At 45.7% G+C, this 20,313-nt stretch carries 12 protein-coding genes and 2 pseudogenes; 11 read left to right on the forward strand and 3 right to left on the reverse strand.

The annotated features are described in order from the left end of the window. Positions 1-70: 70 nt before the first annotated feature. The gene (mnmG, locus tag ONT18_RS12830) at positions 71-1,942 is read right to left on the reverse strand and encodes a tRNA uridine-5-carboxymethylaminomethyl(34) synthesis enzyme MnmG (protein WP_264905881.1); all 1,872 of its coding nucleotides are present in this window, start codon (positions 1,940-1,942) and stop codon (positions 71-73) included. A 231-nt stretch (positions 1,943-2,173) separates the two neighbouring features. Here mnmG and ONT18_RS12835 point away from each other — a divergent pair, with 231 nt between their 5' ends. From ONT18_RS12835 to ONT18_RS12865, 7 genes and pseudogenes are all read left to right on the forward strand, one after another. Further along, a complete protein-coding gene (locus tag ONT18_RS12835) occupies positions 2,174-2,857 on the forward strand; it encodes a fumarate reductase transmemBrane cytochrome b subunit (protein ID WP_022120110.1) in 684 nt (227 codons plus the stop codon). Positions 2,858-2,889: 32 nt separating this feature from the next. Beyond that, positions 2,890-4,872, forward strand: coding sequence for a fumarate reductase/succinate dehydrogenase flavoprotein subunit (locus ONT18_RS12840; RefSeq protein ID WP_153073137.1), 1,983 nt, complete (start codon positions 2,890-2,892; stop codon positions 4,870-4,872). Between the two features lie 15 nt (positions 4,873-4,887). Next, complete coding sequence (locus tag ONT18_RS12845; protein WP_022120108.1) at positions 4,888-5,646, forward strand: succinate dehydrogenase/fumarate reductase iron-sulfur subunit; 759 nt, start codon at positions 4,888-4,890, stop codon at positions 5,644-5,646. An 850-nt stretch (positions 5,647-6,496) separates the two neighbouring features. Continuing rightward, entirely contained in the window at positions 6,497-8,080 is a 1,584-nt protein-coding gene (locus tag ONT18_RS12850) for a class I SAM-dependent methyltransferase (RefSeq protein WP_264905882.1), read from the forward strand. Positions 8,081-8,750: 670 nt separating this feature from the next. Further along, positions 8,751-9,539, forward strand: a complete 789-nt coding sequence (locus ONT18_RS12855; RefSeq protein WP_264905883.1) for a hypothetical protein — start codon at positions 8,751-8,753, stop codon at positions 9,537-9,539. 21 nt (positions 9,540-9,560) lie between these two features. Further along, the gene (locus ONT18_RS12860; RefSeq protein WP_264905884.1) at positions 9,561-11,492 is read left to right on the forward strand and encodes a leucine-rich repeat domain-containing protein; all 1,932 of its coding nucleotides are present in this window, start codon (positions 9,561-9,563) and stop codon (positions 11,490-11,492) included. Positions 11,493-11,722: 230 nt separating this feature from the next. Further along, a pseudogene (locus ONT18_RS12865) lies at positions 11,723-12,078 on the forward strand (ORF6N domain-containing protein); the annotation flags it as partial. Positions 12,079-12,146: 68 nt separating this feature from the next. Here ONT18_RS12865 and ONT18_RS12870 read toward each other — a convergent pair. Next, positions 12,147-13,688 (reverse strand): carboxylesterase/lipase family protein, encoded by a 1,542-nt coding sequence (locus ONT18_RS12870; RefSeq protein ID WP_264905885.1) that lies wholly within the window; start codon positions 13,686-13,688, stop codon positions 12,147-12,149. A 149-nt stretch (positions 13,689-13,837) separates the two neighbouring features. Here ONT18_RS12870 and ONT18_RS12875 point away from each other — a divergent pair. From ONT18_RS12875 to ONT18_RS12890, 4 genes and pseudogenes are all read left to right on the forward strand, one after another. Further along, positions 13,838-14,002, forward strand: a pseudogene (locus ONT18_RS12875) (IS1380 family transposase); the annotation flags it as partial. A gap of 262 nt (positions 14,003-14,264) precedes the next feature. Beyond that, positions 14,265-15,416 (forward strand): N-acetyltransferase, encoded by a 1,152-nt coding sequence (locus ONT18_RS12880; RefSeq protein WP_118139749.1) that lies wholly within the window; start codon positions 14,265-14,267, stop codon positions 15,414-15,416. A gap of 219 nt (positions 15,417-15,635) precedes the next feature. Continuing rightward, complete coding sequence (locus ONT18_RS12885; protein ID WP_234699126.1) at positions 15,636-17,525, forward strand: DNA topoisomerase IV subunit B; 1,890 nt, start codon at positions 15,636-15,638, stop codon at positions 17,523-17,525. Between the two features lie 34 nt (positions 17,526-17,559). Next, positions 17,560-19,143, forward strand: coding sequence for a S41 family peptidase (locus tag ONT18_RS12890; protein WP_254971338.1), 1,584 nt, complete (start codon positions 17,560-17,562; stop codon positions 19,141-19,143). 180 nt (positions 19,144-19,323) lie between these two features. On the opposite strand, the gene ONT18_RS12895 is transcribed toward ONT18_RS12890, so the two are convergent. Next, the gene (locus tag ONT18_RS12895; RefSeq protein WP_006848929.1) at positions 19,324-20,295 is read right to left on the reverse strand and encodes a bile acid:sodium symporter family protein; all 972 of its coding nucleotides are present in this window, start codon (positions 20,293-20,295) and stop codon (positions 19,324-19,326) included. Between the last annotated feature and the right edge of the window lie 18 nt (positions 20,296-20,313).

Genomic DNA, 20,313 nt, shown 5'->3' on the forward strand with positions numbered 1-20,313 from the left:
CAAATGTTTTGTTGATAGTCTGTTTCACGTGAAACATTGGGAAATCCCTTGTTTTTCGCTGTGAAACGGCTTATCTTCCGAGTAATACAAGCATCACGTTGATATCGCTTGGTGATACGCCCGGAATTCGGCTTGCCTGTGCCAAGGTTTCCGGGTCGATGCGCTCGAGTTTCTGGCGTCCTTCTGTGGAGATTTCGTGGAGTTCGGAATAGTTGAAACGGCCCTTTATCTTGATGTCCTCCAATCGGTGCATCTTATCGGCGATGAGACGCTCTCGTTCGATGTAACCTTTGTACTTCATCTTGATTTCTGCAGCTTCCGTTATCTCTTCCTTTCGGTTGGCTGGTGTTTCCAGTGCAGCCTTCAGGTCCGGAATAATCTCCGAAAGATTCGTGAGGTTCAGATGCGGACGAGCGATGAGGTCGATGAGCTTGCAGCCAGCGCGAAGTGGAGTAGTGCCGAGCGCCTCCAGTTTTGGATTTATCTCATCCTTCTTGATAGGATAGTTGGCGCAGAATTCAATGATTCTTCCGATGGCTTCTTTTTTCTCTATCCACCAGTCGTAACGGTCGCGCTTGGCAATTCCGAGTTCGTATGCTTTTTCGGTGAGTCGGGCATCGGCATCGTCCTGACGGAGCAGAATGCGGTATTCGGCTCTGGAGGTAAACATACGGTATGGTTCGTCAACTCCCTTTGTGGTGAGATCATCGATGAGTACGCCGATATAACTCTCATCGCGGTTCATCTCGAATGTTTTGTCGCCAACACAATGCAAGGCTGCGTTGATTCCGGCCACGGTTCCCTGTCCTCCTGCTTCCTCATAACCGGTGGTTCCGTTCACCTGTCCGGCAAAGAAGAGACCTTTGATGATTTTCGACTCCAGTGAATGTTTGAGTTGGGTAGGGTCGAAGTAATCGTATTCGATGGCGTATCCCGGTCTGTAAATCTTGGCATCTCTCAAAGCAGGAATCTCGTGAAGTGCATTCAGCTGGATATCCATCGGCATGCTCGAAGAAAAACCGTTCAGATACATCTCGTTCGTATCTTCGCCTTCCGGTTCCAGGAAGAGCGGATGCTGATCCTTGTCGGGGAAGGTGACGAGCTTTGTTTCTATACTCGGACAGTAACGTGGACCGGTACTCTGAATCTGACCATTATATAAAGGTGAGTCAGCGAGACCGCTTTTTAAAGTTTCGTGTACCTTCTTGTTGGTGTAGCAAGTCCAGCAAGGCAATTGTTTCAGAACCCGATGTTCTCCCATGTAAGAGAACTGGTGGAAATCGCTGTCGCCCGGCTGTTCTTCCATATCTTCGAAATGAACACTTCTCTTGTCTATTCTGACCGGAGTTCCGGTTTTCATTCTGGCTGTAGTGATACCCCATCGGGTGATGCTCTCCGTAAAGTTGTGTACGGCAGGTTCGGCGCATCTTCCGCCTTCTACCATCTTTCTTCCTATATGCATCAGTCCGTTGAGGAATGTTCCAGCGGTGATGATGATGCTCTTGGCATAGAATTCGGCTCCCCAGATGGTTTTTACGCCGATGGCTTCTCCGTTAGCTACGAGCAGTTCGTCAGCCTGGTCTTGCCAGATGTCGAGGTTGTCGGTATGGTCGAGGATGGTTCTCCATTCCCAGATAAACTTTCCTCTGTCGCATTGGGCACGGGGGCTCCATACGGCAGGACCCTTTCCGATGTTGAGCATTCGGAACTGGATGGCGGTTTTATCCGTTACGATACCCATCTGTCCGCCCAAAGCATCGATTTCGCGCACAATCTGTCCCTTGGCAATACCTCCGATGGCGGGGTTGCAACTCATCTGACCAATCTTGTTCATATCCATCGTTATCAAACAGGTTTTGGCACCCATGTTTGCAGAGGCTGCAGCAGCCTCGCATCCGGCATGTCCTCCACCGATAACGAGCACGTCATAATTGAATTTCATACTTCGTTTAATCTATATTTTTTCTAATTTTCGGCAAAAGTAAGAAATAAAATCGAAATTTTAGCAAAAATACTTTGATAAATCATTAAAATATAGTAATTTTGCAGCAGACTTGCGAAAATATACCTAGAAATGAGGATTGCAGAATGCCAAAAAATAGGTATTGCAGGGACGAAAAGTGTGGAATATAAATTAGTTTCAAACAGTTAAATAATTAAATTTCAATCATTTATGTGGTTAATCAATTCATCTATTGGTAGAAAGGTAGTGATGTCAGTAACTGGTATCGCTCTTATTCTATTCTTGACATTCCACGGTTGCATGAATGTTGTTGCGCTTTTCTCTGGAGAAGCTTACAACACAATCTGCGAGTTGTTGGGTGCTAACTGGTACGCCGTAGTTGCAACTTTGGGTTTGGCAGCTTTGGCAGTTTGTCACATCGTTTACGCTTTCATCCTGACGGCACAGAACCGTCGTGCTCGCGGTAACCAGCGTTACGAGGTAACAGCAAAGCCAGAGAAAGTAGAGTGGGCTAGCCAGAACATGTTGGTGCTCGGTATCATCATCGTTCTCGGTTTGTTGCTTCACCTCTTTAATTTCTGGTACAACATGATGTTTGCAGAGCTTTTGGGTACAAGCTTCGGCCACAGCCCAGCAGACGGCTTCGCATTCATTCAGGACACCTTCGCTAACCCAGTGTTCGTAGTTCTCTACATCATCTGGTTGGTAGCTCTTTGGTTCCACCTCACTCACGGTTTCTGGAGTGCTATTCAGACTCTCGGTTGGAGCGGTAAGACTTGGTTCTGCCGTTGGAAGATGATCGGTATGATTTATTCTACCATCCTGCTTCTCCTCTTCATCGTAGTTGTATTGGCATTCGCTTTCGGTTGCGCTCCATCTTTGTGCTGCGCATAATTCGTGTAATCATTTAAGTATTAAAAAAGATTATGGCAAAAACATTAAATTCTAGAATACCTGAAGGACCAGTTGCTGAGAAGTGGACCAACTATAAGGCTCACCAGCGTTTGGTTAACCCAAAGAATAAGTTAAAGCTCGACGTTATCGTTGTAGGTACAGGTTTGGCAGGTGCTTCTGCTGCTGCTTCTCTCGGCGAGATGGGCTTCAATATCTTGAACTTCTGCATCCAGGACTCTCCACGTCGTGCTCACTCTATCGCAGCACAGGGTGGTATCAATGCAGCTAAGAATTATCAGAATGATGGTGACTCTGTTTACCGTCTGTTCTACGATACTGTAAAGGGTGGTGACTACCGTGCTCGTGAGGCTAACGTTTACCGTTTGGCTGAGGTGAGCAACGACATCATCGACCAGTGTGTAGCTCAGGGCGTTCCTTTCGCTCGTGAGTACGGTGGTATGCTGGCTAACCGTTCTTTCGGTGGTGCTCAGGTATCTCGTACATTCTATGCTAAGGGTCAGACAGGTCAGCAGCTCCTCCTCGGTGCTTACTCTTCTTTGAGCCGCATGGTTGAGGCAGGTAAGGTTAAGCTCTTCACCCGTTACGAGATGGAGGATATTGTGATCGTTGACGGTCACGCTCGTGGTATCATCGCTAAGAATTTGATTACAGGTAAGTTGGAGCGTTTCTCTGCCAACGCCGTAGTTATCGCTACCGGTGGTTATGGTAACGCTTACTTCCTTTCTACAAACGCTATGGGTTGTAACTGTACAGCAGCTATCCAGTGCTACCGCAAGGGTGCTGACTTCGCTAACCCATCTTACGTTCAGATTCACCCTACATGTATCCCTGTTCACGGTACAAACCAGAGTAAGTTGACTTTGATGTCAGAGTCACTCCGTAACGATGGTCGTATCTGGGTTCCTAAGAAGATTGAGGATGCTAAGGCATTGCAGGCTGGTACAAAGAAGGGTTCTGATATTCCTGAGGAAGACCGCGACTACTACTTGGAGCGCCGTTACCCAGCATTCGGTAACCTGGTTCCTCGTGACGTGGCTTCTCGTGCAGCTAAGGAGCGTTGCGACAAGGGCTTCGGTGTCAACAACACTGGTCTTGCCGTATTCCTCGACTTCTCTGAGTCTATCAACCGTCTCGGTATCGACGTTATCCTGCAGCGTTATGGCAACCTCTTCGATATGTATGAGGAGATTACTGACGTTAACCCAGGTGAGTTGGCTAACGAGATTAACGGCGTGAAGTACTACAACCCAATGATGATCTTCCCTGCTATCCACTATACAATGGGTGGTATCTGGGTTGACTACGAGTTGATGACCACTATCCCTGGTCTCTTCGCTATTGGTGAGTGTAACTTCTCTGACCACGGTGCTAACCGTCTTGGTGCATCTGCTTTGATGCAGGGTTTGGCTGACGGTTACTTCGTATTGCCATACACTATCCAGAACTACTTGGCCGACCAGGCATTGTGGCCAAAGCTCTCTACCGATCTCCCAGAGTTCGCAGAGGCAGAGGCAGGTGTTCAGAAGGAAATCGACCGCCTGATGGGTATCCAGGGCAAGCGCTCTGTAGATTCTATCCACAAGGAGTTGGGTCACATCCTTTGGGAGCACGTAGGTATGGGTCGTACCAAGGAAGGTCTTGAGGAAGGCTTGAAGAAGATGAAGGCTCTCCGCGAGGAATTCAACAAGAACCTCTTCATCCCTGGCAAGAAGGAAGGCTTGAACGTAGAGTTGGATAAGGCTATCCACTTGCGTGACTTCATCTTGATGGGCGAGTTGATCGCTTACGATGCATTGCACCGCAACGAGAGCTGTGGTGGTCACTTCCGTGAGGAGTACCAGACAGAGGAAGGCGAGGCTAAGCGTGATGATGAGCACTTCTTCTACGTAGGTTGCTGGGAGTATCAGGGCAATGATACAACTGCTCCAGTGCTCAACAAGGAACCTCTCGAGTATGAGGCAATTAAGGTACAGACAAGAAATTACAAGAATTAAAAAGCGAACAAGACAATGGCAAGAAATATAAGTTTCACAGTTAAGTATTGGAAGCAGGACGGTCCTACAGCACAGGGTCACTTCGATACACATGAGATGAAGAACATCCCAGATGATACTTCATTCCTCGAGATGCTCGACATCTTGAACGAGGAGCTCATCGAGTCAGGTCAGGAGCCTTTCGTCTTCGACCACGACTGCCGCGAGGGTATCTGCGGTATGTGCTCTCTCTATATTAATGGTACACCTCACGGTAAGACTGAGCGTGGTGCTACAACATGTCAGCTCTACATGCGTCGTTTCAACGATGGTGACGTAATCACCGTTGAGCCTTGGCGTTCTGCTGGTTTCCCTATCATCAAGGACTGTATGGTAGACCGTTCAGCATTCGACAAGATTATCCAGGCAGGTGGTTACACCAGCATCCGTACTGGTCAGGCTCAGGATGCCAACGCTATCCTGATTCCTAAGGAGAATGCAGACGAGGCAATGGATTGCGCTACATGTATCGGTTGCGGTGCTTGTGTTGCTGCATGTAAGAATGGTTCTGCTATGCTCTTCGTCAGCTCAAAGGTTAGCCAGCTGGCACTTCTCCCACAGGGTCGTGTAGAGGCTGCTGCCCGTGCTAAGAAGATGATTGCACGCATGGATGAGCTCGGATTCGGTAACTGTACAAACACTCGTGCTTGCGAGGCTGTTTGTCCTAAGAACGAGTCTATCGCTAACATCGCCCGCTTGAACCGTGAGTTCTTGAAGGCTAAGTTGGCTGACTAATCCATCGTTTCTTTTGAGACACCGGAAAATTCTCTCTGCATCTTTACGGATGCGAGAGAATTTTCCCAACAACTCTTCACTCTTCACCTTTTGGGTGTAAGTAGCTGAAGGATAGGAAGTTGGGTGGGTGAAGAGTGCTTTTTTACTCTTCACCCGCCCTTCACCTTTTTAGGCTGTTGACAGCTAAGCGGCTCTGCGTTTATACCTTTCCCAAAATCGTAAAAGGTGAAGAGTGGTGAAGAGTGGGTGAAGAGTGGGTGAAGAGTGCCGAAAATCTCTTCACCTATGTAATATATTGTGTTTCAGCTCTTTATGTTGGAAAGGTGAAGAGTGAAGAGCTGATTGCGATATTCCTGCCAACCGTGTTTCTCTTGAAATAAGAGAAAGGATGTTTGGCAAACTGTTATACAGGAACAGCCGACTAGCCTCTGTTGCGCTAGTCGGCTGTTTGCCTTCTGCCAGTATGCTGTTTTTCTTCTGCCAGCCTTCTGTTTTTCCTAGTCAGTTGTTCTATCTCCGATAGTTATGTACTGAGCTTTCGCAAGTTTTGCCCCATACGCCCTGTAAGGGCAGAAGCTCCTAGCCCAGGGCATCGCCCTGGGTATAATGGCAATCAGCAAGGCGCCCTGTAAGGGCAAAAGCTTTGTATATTGCCCGGTATTTTAAAGCTTTTGCCCTTTACCTTTCCGCTACGCTCCGGTGACCGTTGGTTCAGGGCGTGGGAGTTTACATGCGAAATTTGAGTAAATTATCAGATATTCTGAGAAATATTTTGTAATCTCATCAGAATATCGTAAATTTGCGGTTATTAAGAATAAGTAATGTAATGACGAATCACTCAACAGAAATAATGAACCAAGCAACGCTCGATTTTATCCGCCAGCATCAGGACGATGATGTTCGCCAGTTGGCTTTCCTCGGCAGCAAGTATCCCGAGGTAGATATGCCTTTCGCTCTCGACCAGATTCGTGGGCGAAAGATGGCTCGTGTGAAACTGCCCCGTTGGGCAAGCATCGATGGCATTATCTATCCCCCTCATATTTCGATGGAGCAATGTTCGTCAGAACAAACGGCACTTTATAAGGCTGAACTCGCTGCCCGACTGCTCGGTTTGTCTCCTTCATCATCCGAAAACGGAGAAGAAAAGGAGAAGGAGAGCGAAAACGCCTCAAATCTTCATCTTTCTGAAATTTGCGAATTTGCGGGCAAAGGGGCAGTTGATTCAGAATTCGCCAAAAATGAAGCCACTTGCAAAAAGCAACAGATATTAACAGAATCAAAAGAGAATGTTAATGAAATAAAAGAAGAACCTCATAAAGGAGATTTTTCTGAAGAAACCGGGTTTGTTGACCTGACCGGCGGCTTCGGAGTAGACTTCTCTTACATCGCTTCCCGATTGGGCGTGAAGTCGATGTATGTGGAGCGTCAGGCTCATCTCTGTGAAGCAGCGAAGGAAAACTTTGGGCGGTTGGGCTTGAAGAATGCCATAGTGAAGAATGGAGACGGAATAGAGGTTCTGCATTCTTTTGCTTCAAAGAAGGATGATGCTGCATCAGATTCTTTAGGCTTCATTTATGACCAACCCCTGTCATTACTTAAGACCAAGCTTGGTCTTAAGCTGATCTTCATAGATCCTGCCCGTAGAGACGATGCGGGCAACAAGGTAGTATCCTTGAAAGATTGCACGCCCGATGTAACCCTTTTGCAGGAAGAAATGCTTTCGAAGGCAGATTACGTCATCATCAAACTCTCTCCGATGCTCGATTGGCACCGTGCGGTAAGCGAATTAAACTGCGTACAAGAGGTTCATATTATCTCCGTGAATAATGAGTGCAAGGAACTCCTTTTAGTGCTCTCTGCTCGAAATATGGGCGAAAAGGTGGGCAGCAATTCCTTCCCTGTCCGGAATGATGGTTCTGTTTTGCCATCAGCAGAAGATTCTGGGCACATAGAAGATGCTGCGGACGCAGGGAATCTCCGCATTTATTGCATCAACGATGCGCAATCCTTCATCTGCGATGAGTTGGATATGGAGTCTTCTTCGGTGAAGATAGCGCTATCCACCCTTGAAGAGATGCAGTATCTTTACGAGCCGAATGCCTCTCTGATGAAAGCCGGCTGTTTCAGCGTCTTATCTGAGCGATATGGAGCCAGGATGCTTTCCAAGAACAGTCATCTTTTCGTGAGCCGTGAGCCTATCGCCGTCTTCCCCGGCAGAAGTTTCCGCATCATCGCCGTATCCTCCTTTAATAAAAAGGAGTTGAAGCGTCATCTGTCAGGAATCACCAAGGCGAACATCGCTACCCGCAACTTCCCCCTCTCCGTGGCAGAATTGCGCAAGCGATTGAAGTTGAAAGATGGTGGTGAAACCTATATTTTCGCCACTACATTGAGCGACGAAAGCCATGTGTTGATGATAACGGAGAAAGCATAGGATAAGGAGATTTCCAAGCTCTTTCTTGATGTTTTAAATAGGTGTATGGGCGCAATAAAGCTTCTTAATGCGCTCAAACATCAGTTTTTATCCTAACTATGAAAAATAATCAACTAAATATACGTGAGTAATCATTTTTTTCATTACCTTTGCAACCGATACCATACTCGCTCACGCCGTGTCGAGGCATTTGGAGCCGCTTTAAGCGACTTTCTTGTGCTAAGATGGGAGAAAAGGTAAGTGGGATAAAGGTGTCACGACATAATATAAAGGCGTTTACTTGACGCTTTGTTCTTGACGAATCGGAACTTCGCAAACTTCGTACACAGTCTTGAGCATTGCAACGGTAGATGCCCTCGGGATGTGATATATTTCGCATCCCTTTACTGGTATGGCTTATTGCTTCTTGCGATGAGTCTTATATCCGTATAGGGAGAAGTGTATACATATCGGCGTGGGCTTCGACGTTGCTCGTTCAACTGTGTGGGCAATGCGAAGGCCTCGATTCGTGGGACGGGTAACAGGTAGAATCCCACGTTTTTTTATTTTGCCGTCTGCTAAAAGTATATTAATCGCCAGTTGGGGATTCTTGGCTAATACAATTGACAATATGAGTATCTGCAAACCTTTGCGAGAGTCTTGTTATAAGCTAGTAATTGCTATACTGATAATGGTATTACTAGCATTGATTTGCTTTTGCCTGATGTATGAAGGGAAAAATAGCTGGTTGTCTGGCTATGGAGATATTCTTAGCGGAGTCGCTGCTGCATTCAGTGGTATCCTGCTATATGCAACATTGGTTTCTCAAAATCGTTCTTTCAAACAAGAACGTTTTGAAATCACATTCTATAACCTTTTGAATCAAAGGACTAAAGCCCTGGAAAGCGTTTGGTTTAAATGCGAGGACTTGGAGGGTGTGCTTTTTAAGCAGAAAGTATATCAAGGTGAACTTGCTTTTGCTATGGCTTGGCGAGATATTGGTTATATGATTAAATCGTTATCTAAATCCAAATTCATCGGTATAATGGATGACCAATATATGTTTGGAAAATTGGAAAGCTACTTAGCTGCTTTTGATGTGACAGAACAGACTGAAGAAGCTGTTGAAAATTGTTATTGCAAACGTGTTAATTATAGATATGGTCTTAGTCTTAAAAACTACGAAGAGATGAAAGTAAATGTTACAGAAAAGGTTAGGTACAAGAGTTGCTATGAACTATTGGTGGTGCATAAAACTTTTGTGGCTGAGCGTTATTTTCGTTTTCTTGATGTGATTCTTTCCTTGCTTGAAGAAGTGAAGGAAGAGAAATATTGTAAAATTCTATTGGCGCAAATGTCAAAAGAAGAACTTCAAATCCTTAATTGTCAAGCGTTAGTAGATGAAGTATTCCATAAACGTTTAGTTGATGCAGGGATAGACAAACTGCTAGAAAATGAATTTGAAATTATAAACAAATAATAATAATTTAAACCTAAGGGTATGAAACAATTTAATTTCTCAAGACTTTTCTTAGTCTTATGGATGTTGCTTTGCAACGTCTTTGTTTTCGCTGATGACTTGATTACAGAGCAAGTTGTGGTTAATGTGGAAGAGCCGGGTACTTTGCCTGATAAGATTTCTGATGCGGATAAAGACCGTATTACTGATTTGAAAATAATAGGTGAATTGAATGGAACCGATGTTCGTTTTGTTCGTGAGATGGCAGGGGCTGATTTTTATAATAAAAAAACAGCAGGAAATTTGTGTCGATTAGACATGACAGAGGCAACCTTTGGCGAAGGAGGAGAGGCGTACTGTCGTTCAGAATATGGTTCTTCTGTATCATTAGGCTCGTGGCCTTCTAGTTTGCAATGTGATTATTTCCTTTCTCATTGTGGCAAGATAGAATATGTAAAATTGGGTGACGGTATAACAAAGATTGGTAATCATGCATTTGAAAAATGCTCTAACTTAACAGATGTAGAATTGTCTTCAAAGGTTGAAGCGATTGGAAGCGAGGCGTTTTATTATTGTTCATCACTGCAAAAGATAGTGATTCCAAAGAGTGTGAAAACAATAGAATTTAGAACCTTTATGGGCTGTGAAAATCTTAAAAAAGTAGAACTTCCTGATGAATTAAATGAAATTTCTAGTCAGGCTTTTAATTATTGCTCGAAATTGGATTATATAAAGTTTCCAACAAAATTGGCAAGTATAAGTGAAGATGCATTTAAAAATTGTAATGCTCTTTCTAATATTGATATACCTAGTTTGGAATCATGGATGAACATTTCTCAAGATACTCACTGGTGTACAGCAGTACATCTTCTTCTTAATGGTGAAGAAATAACAAATTTAGTAATACCTAATTCAGTGAAAGTTATAAAAGATAATGCTTTTTATAATTGTGGGTACATTAAAACAATAACATTCCCCAAAACGGTTGAAATAATTAATAATTGGGCTTTTTACGGTTGTGCATCACTAATATCTGTAGAATTCAACGATGAGATTAATGAACTTGGTTGGGGAGCTTTCTACAATTGTACATCGTTGGAAAATGTGAAATTTCCTGCAAGATTGAAGACTATAGGGAGTTTTGCTTTTGATAATTGTTCTTCTCTAAAAAAGGCAGTTTTACCAAATGAAATAGAGAAATTAGACCAGGGTGCTTTTGCAAACTGTTCTTCTCTTTATTATGTATCAATTCCTGAGAGTGTTAATGCTATAGGCAGAGGAGTGTTTTCTGGTTGTGAAAATTTGAAGGCGTTATCATGTTTTTGGGCAAAGCCAATAGCAATAAGCCTTGCTGTCTTTGAAGAATTTGATTTTAATAATTGTACATTGTATGTTCCAAATGGTTCATATGACGCCTATAGGACAGCTGATGTATGGAAAGATTTTGGTGCTATAAAAACTATTGATAGTGAAGGCCCACAAGAACCAAAAGACCCAGAACCTTGTTCTGCTCCAACCATTGCCTATACTTCTGGCAACCTTTCTTTCGAAAGCTCAACACCAGGCGCAGAATACCACTATACCATCAAGGATGCTGATGTGGCAACCGATAAGTATAATACCGACGGGAAAGTACTGCTGAATGGTAAGTTGGACATTTCGGTCTATGCGACAGCAGATGGCTATAAGGCATCGGATAAGGCGACGGCAACCCTCTATTGGCTCAATGCCGAGGGCGGCGACGATACCAATAACATCAATCTTGTGAAAACAAGAGGGGTAATGGTAACGACGGATAGCGACATTACCATTTCTGGCCTGAATGATGGAGAGGTGGTAACCTTCTATTCTGTAAACGGCGTGAATCTCGGAAACGCCAAGGCGGTGCAAGGTGTCCTTCATTTCGCTAAGCCGAATGAAAGCATCGTCATAGCTAAGATAAGGGGTAATGACTTGAAGATAGCTATCAAGTAATATTTGTGTTTGGAAGTCGCAAATTGCGACTTCCAAACTTCTTCAAGGTCGCAAATTGCGACTTTGAAACCATCCTATTGTATCGTTTGAGGTTCCAATTTGACACCTCAAACAAAAACATTCTAGAAAATCCTTGCTTGTATCCAATAATAGTTGTATCTTTACCAAAATATTCAAGACCAAAGGAAATGGCAAAGGAAAAGGAATTGGAACAGGTGGAAGGATAGCAATTGTCTGTAGAAAATAAAGTGGAGTCTCTGATACGAGTTATCAGAGGACAACAAGTGATGCTTGACCGTGACTTGGCTGAGCTGTATGGAGTAGAAACAAGAAGGTTGAATGAGCTGTAAAACGTAATATAGAACGTTTCCCTGAAGACTTTATGTTTCAATTGACCCCAAATGAATTTGATAACTTGAAGTCGCAATTTGCGACTTCAAGTTGGGGCGGTGTAAGAAAACTGCCTTATGCTTTCACAGAGCAAGGAGTTGCCATGCTTAGTGGAGTTTTGAAGTCATCGACTGCTGTTGAAGCAAACATCCGCATTATGCGAGCATTCGTATCTATGCGCCATTTTATGGTGAACAATGTGGCGTTTTATCTCTTTAATGAAAAAGTTCCAAGTGGGAGAAAGGCCACTTGGAACTTGACGTATTATTTTCTTTTTTCCTTGAAGAACTTCTCGAAGAAGTCCATTTGCTTTTGATTTTGAACAGGACCCAAATGCAGTCCTTCCTTCATAATCATCACCGTTGGTTTACCTTCCTGGTAGGTAGTCCAGAAAGGAAGGCTATTCCCGTTTGGATTGCCTGTCTTGGTAAAGTTGATCCAGTAGCGTGACATGATTTGCTCCATGTGCTGCTCCGTCTCGGTCATCTTTCCTGGGCCAAACTTATAGCCATAGATGAATGGCATCTCTGCCACATGGCTGGCTCCTCCCTTGCGGCTTTTCACGATGGTGTTCTCTGAGTCTTGGTCAAAGTAATACATATACACCTTGCCCTTGCCGGTCTTGCTCTGCAGGTTAGCCCAGGCATACGTTCCCCATGCAAAGGAGCCATCACGGAAAATGTCGGATTGGGCGAAGTAGGTTTCTTCCTCTGTCTTGGCAGGATAGAGACTGAGAACCTGGTCTGCCCAGCTTCCATATATCTCATGGATTCTTTTCTCATAGTCACTTACACTGACAGGGCGGCTAAACATACTTCCTTCGTCGCTGTTGGTTCCTATGATGACATTTACATCATTGTAGTTTCCCTTTTCATAGAGCTTATACTGGTCATCGGTGATGGAGTAGCCGTCAACGTTTGGCCAGAAGGACTCAAAGTCGGTATTCTTCACGATGTCCATAGCAGGAACTTTTCTTAGCTGCTTCAAGTTCTTAGCCTTGAGTCTCTTTTGAAGGAGAAGTCCACCTGCTTCTGCCGCTTTGGTGGTGAGCATGGCAGTGTTACCATTTCTGCTTTCACCCACAGGCCAGAAGGAGCTACCACTTTCGCTGATGGCTCCTCGGAAGAGTCCCTTGGCAAGGGGAGAGGCGCATAGTATACTTACCGAGATACCACCGGCAGATTCTCCTGCAATGGTAATCTTGTCAGGGTCTCCGCCGAAGGCAGCGATATTGTCGTGAATCCATTTTAAGGCCATCACTTGATCAAGGATACCATAGTTACCAGATATGTTCTTGCCTGATTCCTTACTCAGCTCTGGATGTGCCATGAATCCCAAGGCTCCCAAGCGGTATTCTATACTGCAATAGATGATGCCTTCCTTGACAAAGCTTTCCTGAGTTCCACTGTAGGAGCCAGTAAGAAAGGCTCCTCCATGAATCATCACAAATACAGGGAGTTTGTCATTCTTGCTCTTGGCTGGCGTTTCCACACTGAGGTATAGGCAGTCCTCGCTCATGCCCTGCTCACCACCATTTTGGTTAGGGTCGATGGGCTGTGGTGGACGGTCTCTCCATTTGTCTGCTTTGAATACTCCCTTCCAAGGCTTCTTGCTCACTGGGACTTTCCATCTGAGGTTGCCCACTGGTGCTTCTGCGTATGGGATTCCCTTGTATAGGGCGAATCCTTCATGTTCCACACCTTCAATTTCTCCTTGCTCCACCGTTGTTCTTAGCAGTTGGGCGTTAGCTGCCGATAGGCAAAAGAGTGTCAGGGCAGCTGTCAGTAGATGTCTTTTCAATTTCATTTCTGGTTATTCCATTAATTCCGCAACACTATTATTGATTAAACTTTTTAAGCGCCTGAGCAACAAAAAGTTACTCTGGATTTTGCTATGTCAGAATTTTCACTTATCTTAATGTTGCGAAAAGAAAACAAGCAAAACTCTGATATGGCATGGCAAAGATACAAATTAAATCTGAGAAACTCACTCCTTTTGGAGGAATATTTTCGGGTCATGGAGCAATTTGACTCCATATTGTCTTCTGTAATCGACTCCACCCTCATAATTTCACTACTCATTGGATGAACCATCTTTCGCTTCATCCGACACTTCGCACTTCTCGCCAGTGTTGGGGAGAATAGATGATCGAGCTTTTTCTTATTGTGATTCCTTGGAGAGTGTTAGTTTTTCGTCAGTGCTTAAAATTATCAGGTAAAGATATTCCGCCAAAACCACCACTAAATGGGTGATATAGGCTAGTTTGGGAGCTGTAATTAAAAATTAACCCCTAAAAAACTGCAAAAAAAGTAGCAATATTTGGTAATTTGCCAAAATATTGCTACTTTTGCATTTATAATATTGCAAACTAGTTTGAAAATCATGTCATTAATAGAAATTAAAAAGGTCGAAACAAAGAAGGACTTGAAGACGTTCATCGACTTCCATTACGACCTCTACGAAGGCAACGAATATGATGTGCCTAATCTTTTCAGCGACGACATGAATACTCTGAGCAAGGACAAGAACGCAGCGTTCGAGTTCTGCGAGGCGGAGTATTTTCTTGCCTATAAGGACGGCAAGCTGGCAGGTCGCGTCGCTGCCATTATCAATCATAAGGCAAACAATAAATGGGGCAGGAAATCGGTCCGTTTCGGCTGGATTGATTTCATTGACGACCGCGAGGTTTCCAAGGCTCTTCTCGATGCTGTAGAGAAATACGGTAAGGAGAAGGGAATGGAAGATATTGTAGGTCCGCTGGGTTTTACCGATATGGATCCGGAAGGCATGCTTACCTGGGGCTTTGACCAGCTAGGCACCATGCCTACCATTTATAATTATTCATATTATCCGGAGCACATTGAGGCTCTGGAGGGTTTTACCGTAGATAATAAGTATGTAGAGTATAAACTGATGGTGCCAGATACCATCCCGGAGAAATATTCCAAGATAGCGGCGATGATAGAGAAAAGATACAATCTCCATGTCCGCAAACTTACCCGTAAGGATATTTATCAGGGCGGATACGGACAGAAGATTTTCGACCTCATCAATGATACATACAAGCATCTCTATGGTTATTCCGAACTTTCACAGAAGCAGATAGACCAGTACATCAAGATGTATCTGTCTTTGCTCGACCTGAACTTTGTAACAGCCATAGAAGACTGGACTACCGAGGATCATAAGATGATAGGTATCGGTATTACGATGCCTTCCCTTTCCAGAGCTCTGCAGAAGTGTCATAGGGGCAGGCTGCTTCCTTTTGGCTGGTGGCATCTGCTGCGCGCCATCAAGTTCCATAAAACCAAGATTGTCGACCTTCTGCTCATCGGTATCCAGCCGGAATACCGTGCTAAGGGTGCCAATGCGCTGCTCTTTGCCGACCTGATTCCTATCTATCAGAAGTATGGAATCGAGTGGGGAGAAACACAGGTGGAAATGGAAGATAATGCTGCCGTGCAGGGACAATGGGGCGTCTTGGATCCAGTCCTTCACAAGCGCCGCAACTGCTATATTAAGAGTATCAGGTAAATAGTAATTGTTGTGTTGGCAATTATCTGATAAACAGAATATTGCAACATCATTTGCTATGTTATAAGAAAATAAATAAGAATAACTAAGGAGGAAATCATGTCTGAAGATAAAAACTTAGGTAACAGCGAATTGAATGCCGCTGATGAGCTTACCAATGCCCCTCAGGAGCAGCAGCCGGTAGAATATACTGATGATAACATCCGCCACTTGAGCGATATGGAGCATGTGCGTACCCGTCCGGGTATGTACATCGGCCGTCTGGGAGATGGAAATCTGCCGGAAGATGGTATTTATGTGCTCTTGAAGGAGGTGGTAGACAACTCTATCGATGAATTCAAGATGGGCGCAGGTGCCCGTCTGGAAATCGATATCGAGGACAATCTGCGTGTCAGCGTGCGCGACTATGGCCGTGGTATTCCTCAGGGCAAGCTCGTTGAGGCTGTAAGTGTGCTGAATACCGGTGGTAAGTACGACAGCAAGGCGTTCAAGAAGAGCGTCGGTCTGAACGGTGTGGGTGTGAAGGCGGTCAATGCCCTCAGTTCCCACTTCGAAGTAAAGTCGTACCGCGACGGAAAGGTGCGCCATCTGAAGTTTGAGAAAGGTATTCTGAAGAGCGACACGATGGAAGATACTGAGGACGAGAACGGTACCTTTATCTTCTTCGAGCCGGATAATACCCTGTTCAAGAACTATTCCTTCCACGATGATTTCGTGGAAACGATGCTCCGCAACTATACTTATCTGAACACCGGACTCACCATCATGCACAATGGCCGCCGCATCTTGAGCCGCCATGGTCTGCAGGATTTGCTGAGCGATAATATGACCAATGAAGGTCTCTACGACATCGTCCACATGAAGGGCGAGGACATCGAGATTGCCTTCACCCATACCAACCAGTATGGCGAGGAGTATTATTCCTTCGTCAACGGTCAGCACACCACCCAGGGAGGTACGCATCAGAGTGCCTTCAAGGAGCATATAGCCAAAACTATCAAGGAGTTCTACGGCAAGTATGAGTATGCAGACATCCGAAACGGACTGGTGGCTGCCATTGCCATCAACGTAGAAGAACCGGTCTTCGAGAGTCAGACCAAGATTAAGCTCGGAAGTACTACGATGACGCCGAATGGTGGCGAAACCATCAATAAGTATGTGGGCGATTTCCTGAAGAAGGAAGTAGACAACTATCTCCATATCCACAAGGATGTGGCTGAGATTCTGGAGAACAAGATCAAGGAGAGTGAGCGCGAGCGCAAGGCGATGGCGGGCGTTACCAAACTCGCCCGTGAGCGTGCCAAGAAGGCGAATCTCCACAACCGCAAGCTCCGAGACTGCCGCATCCATTTCAGCGACGCCAAGAACGAGCGCAAGGAGGAGAGTTCTATCTTCATCACCGAGGGCGATTCTGCCAGCGGAAGCATCACCAAGAGCCGCGATGTGAATACCCAGGCGGTGTTCTCTCTGCGTGGTAAACCGCTCAACAGTTTCGGTCTTACCAAGAAGGTGGTTTATGAGAACGAGGAGTTCAATCTGCTTCAGGCGGCTCTCGATATAGAGGACGGCTTGGATTCTTTGCGTTACAACAAGGTGATTGTGGCAACCGATGCGGATGTCGACGGAATGCACATCCGCCTGCTCATCATCACCTTCTTCCTTCAGTTCTTCCCAGATCTCATCAAGAAGGGCCATGTCTACGTGCTTCAGACCCCATTGTTCCGAGTGCGCAACAAGCGAACCAAGATCAAGAACAAGCAGGCGGTGGCTGATGCGGATGCGAAACTGGGAAGCAAGGAGAAAAAGAGCGATTTCATCACGCATTACTGTTACAGCGATGAGGAGCGCCAGCAGGCGATTCGCGATTTGGGCCCTGATCCTGAAATCACCCGATTCAAAGGATTGGGAGAGATTTCGCCTGATGAATTCGCCCATTTCATCGGTCCTGACATGCGATTGGAGCAGGTTACGCTGCATAAAACCGATCAGGTGCAGAAACTGCTGGAATATTATATGGGTAAGAACACGATGGAGCGCCAGAACTTCATCATCGAAAATCTGGTGATAGAAGAGGATATTCCGGAGGAAGACTCAGCACCGCTGGATTAAATGAAGTGAAGAGTGAAGAACGAAGTTTAAAAAAATGAAGAAATATCTATTCTTAGCACTGGTAGCATTTCTGGCAGTAACTTCTGCCAGTGCCCAGTTGCGTATCAAGATGGGCAAGAACAGCCCGATAGAGAAGTTGGGAAGGGCTGAAATCGCCATTACCAACCTTTATGTGGATAGTGTGGATGAGAATAAGCTCGTAGAGGACGCCATCCGAGGCATGCTCGAAAAGCTCGACCCTCATTCTTCTTACGCTACAGCCAAGGAAACCAAGGCGATGAACGAGCCGCTGAACGGCAGTTTTGATGGCATTGGCGTGCAGTTTAACATGGTAGATGATACGCTGCTCGTTATCCAGCCGGTTACGAACGGACCTTCTGAGAAGGTGGGAATCATTGCCGGCGACCGCATTGTGGCTGTAAACGATACTGCCATTTCGGGCGTTAAGATGAGCAAGGAGGAAATCATGAAGCGCCTTCGTGGTCCTAAGGGAACAACGGTGAACCTTACCATTGTGCGCCGTGGCATCAAGGATAAACTCATCTTCAAGGTAAAGCGCGATAAAATTCCGGTAACTACGATGGATGCGGCTTATATGATTCGTCCGGGCATCGGATACATCCGATTGGGAAGTTTCGGTCTTACCAGTCATAAAGAGGTTACAATAGCGATGGATTCGCTGAAAAAGAAGGGAATGAAGGACCTTATCTTCGACCTTGAGGATAATGGCGGAGGCTATCTTCAGGCTGCGGCTCAGATTGCCAACGAGTTCCTGCAGAAGGGCGATCTCATCGTTTATACCAGCGGTCGTGCTGCGCCTCGTCAGGAATATAAGGCGCAGGCTAACGGTAGATGGCGCAAGGGCAAGGTGGTGGTGCTCACCAATGAGTTTACCGCTTCTGCCGCCGAGATTGTTTCCGGAGCCATCCAGGATCAAGACCGTGGCGTAGTGGTTGGTCGCAGAACCTTCGGCAAGGGATTGGTGCAGCGTCCGCTGACCTTCGATGATGGCAGCGAGATTCGTCTCACCATCGCCCATTACTATACGCCTAGCGGCAGATGTATCCAGAAGCCATATAAGAAAGGTGACAGGTTGGATTATGCGATGGATCTGGACAAGCGTTACAAGCATGGCGAGTTCACCAATCAGGACAGCATCCATCTTTCAGACAGTCTGAAGTATTATACCTTGCGCAAGCATCGTGTAGTTTATGGTGGTGGTGGAATCATGCCAGATTATTTCGTGCCGCTGGATACAACCAAGTACACCAAGATGCACCGTCAGTTGGCTGCCAAGAGCATCGTCATCAACCACAGTCTGAAGTTCATCGATGCGCATCGTAAGGAGCTGAAGAGCCAGTATAAGGATTTCGATAAGTTCCTCGCCACCTACGAGGTTCCTTCTTCGCTGATAGATGGCATTATCGCCGAGGGCAAGAAGGAGAAGATAGAGCCGAAGGATGAGGCTGAATTAATTCAGACGAAGAAATACCTCGCCCTGCAGCTGAAAGCCCTTGTAGCGCGAGATATCTGGGATATGAGCCAATACTTCCAGGTTTGGAATGAGACAAACGAGATAGTTCAGCGAGCCGTGCAGCTGCTGACTACGGGGAAGTAGTTAAGTGAAGAGTGAAGAACGAAGAGTGAATAATTCAAGTGCTTTGCTCATGTAACTATAGAAAAAACGGCTGTTAACTGTTAACCTGTTAACCCCGTGAGGTAATGATATAAGAAAAGGTCGTGAGGTTCAATCAGAAATCTCACGACCTTTTTTGTATTTATCTTTTTCAGAAGTCATTTACTTCTTCTCATGCAGATGGTCCCATTTCAGATAGATTCCTGCAAGGATGGTGCCGGAAATGCTGTGCCAGGCGCAGCTGATGGCGCAAGGCAATACGGCGAGAGGCTGGGCTGCGAAGAAGTTGCCAGCCAGTACCGTGGCAAGACCGGCGTTCTGCATTCCTACCTCAATACTGATGGTACGCTTCTTGGCAGTATTGAATCCGGCACATTTGCCGGCAAGCCAACCGAGAAGATAACCCAGCGTGTTGTGGCAGAAAACCACGGCGAAAGTCCAGAGGAAGAGCGATAAGCCGCGAGCTACGAGGTCATCATGAACCGTAGAAATCACACCGCCTACGATGATTGCCAGACACGTAACGCTGATGCCCGGCATCAGACTCTGGATGGTAGGGAAGCAGTCTTTCTTGCCGTAAATATAGTTGAGGGCGCAGCCGATGGCTACAGGAATAATCGTTACGATGAGGATGTTGATGAACATTCCCACAGCATCTACATGGATAATCTCGCCTGCCGTAATCTTCATCAGCAGCGGAGTCATCACCGGTGCAAGAATGGTAGAGGCGCAGGTCATTCCTACGGAGAAAGCTACGTCGCCATGACACAGATAACTCATAATGTTGCTCGAAACGCCGCCCGGACAGCAACCTACCAGCAGGATTCCGAGTGCCAGGGCTGGGTCAAGATGCCACACATGAACCAGGGTGTAAGCCACGCCAGGCATGATGATAAACTGGGCACAGGCTCCGATGAAGACATCCAGCGGGCGCTGAGCCAAAATCTTGAAGTCGTTGGTGGTCAAGGTCAGACCCATAGTGAGCATGATGATGCCGAGAATGACGGTTTGAGTAGTTCCGCGCACCCAGTCGAAGGTATGTGGGAAGAAGAATGTGAACACTGCAACACCTATCACGAAGATAGATGTGTAATTGGCCAGCAGCTTGCTGAGCCCTTGAAATAACTTAAGCATAATTCTATTTCTTTTAAA

This window comes from Segatella copri (genome assembly GCF_026015295.1).
GTDB classification, from domain to species: Bacteria; Bacteroidota; Bacteroidia; order Bacteroidales; family Bacteroidaceae; genus Prevotella; species Prevotella copri_C.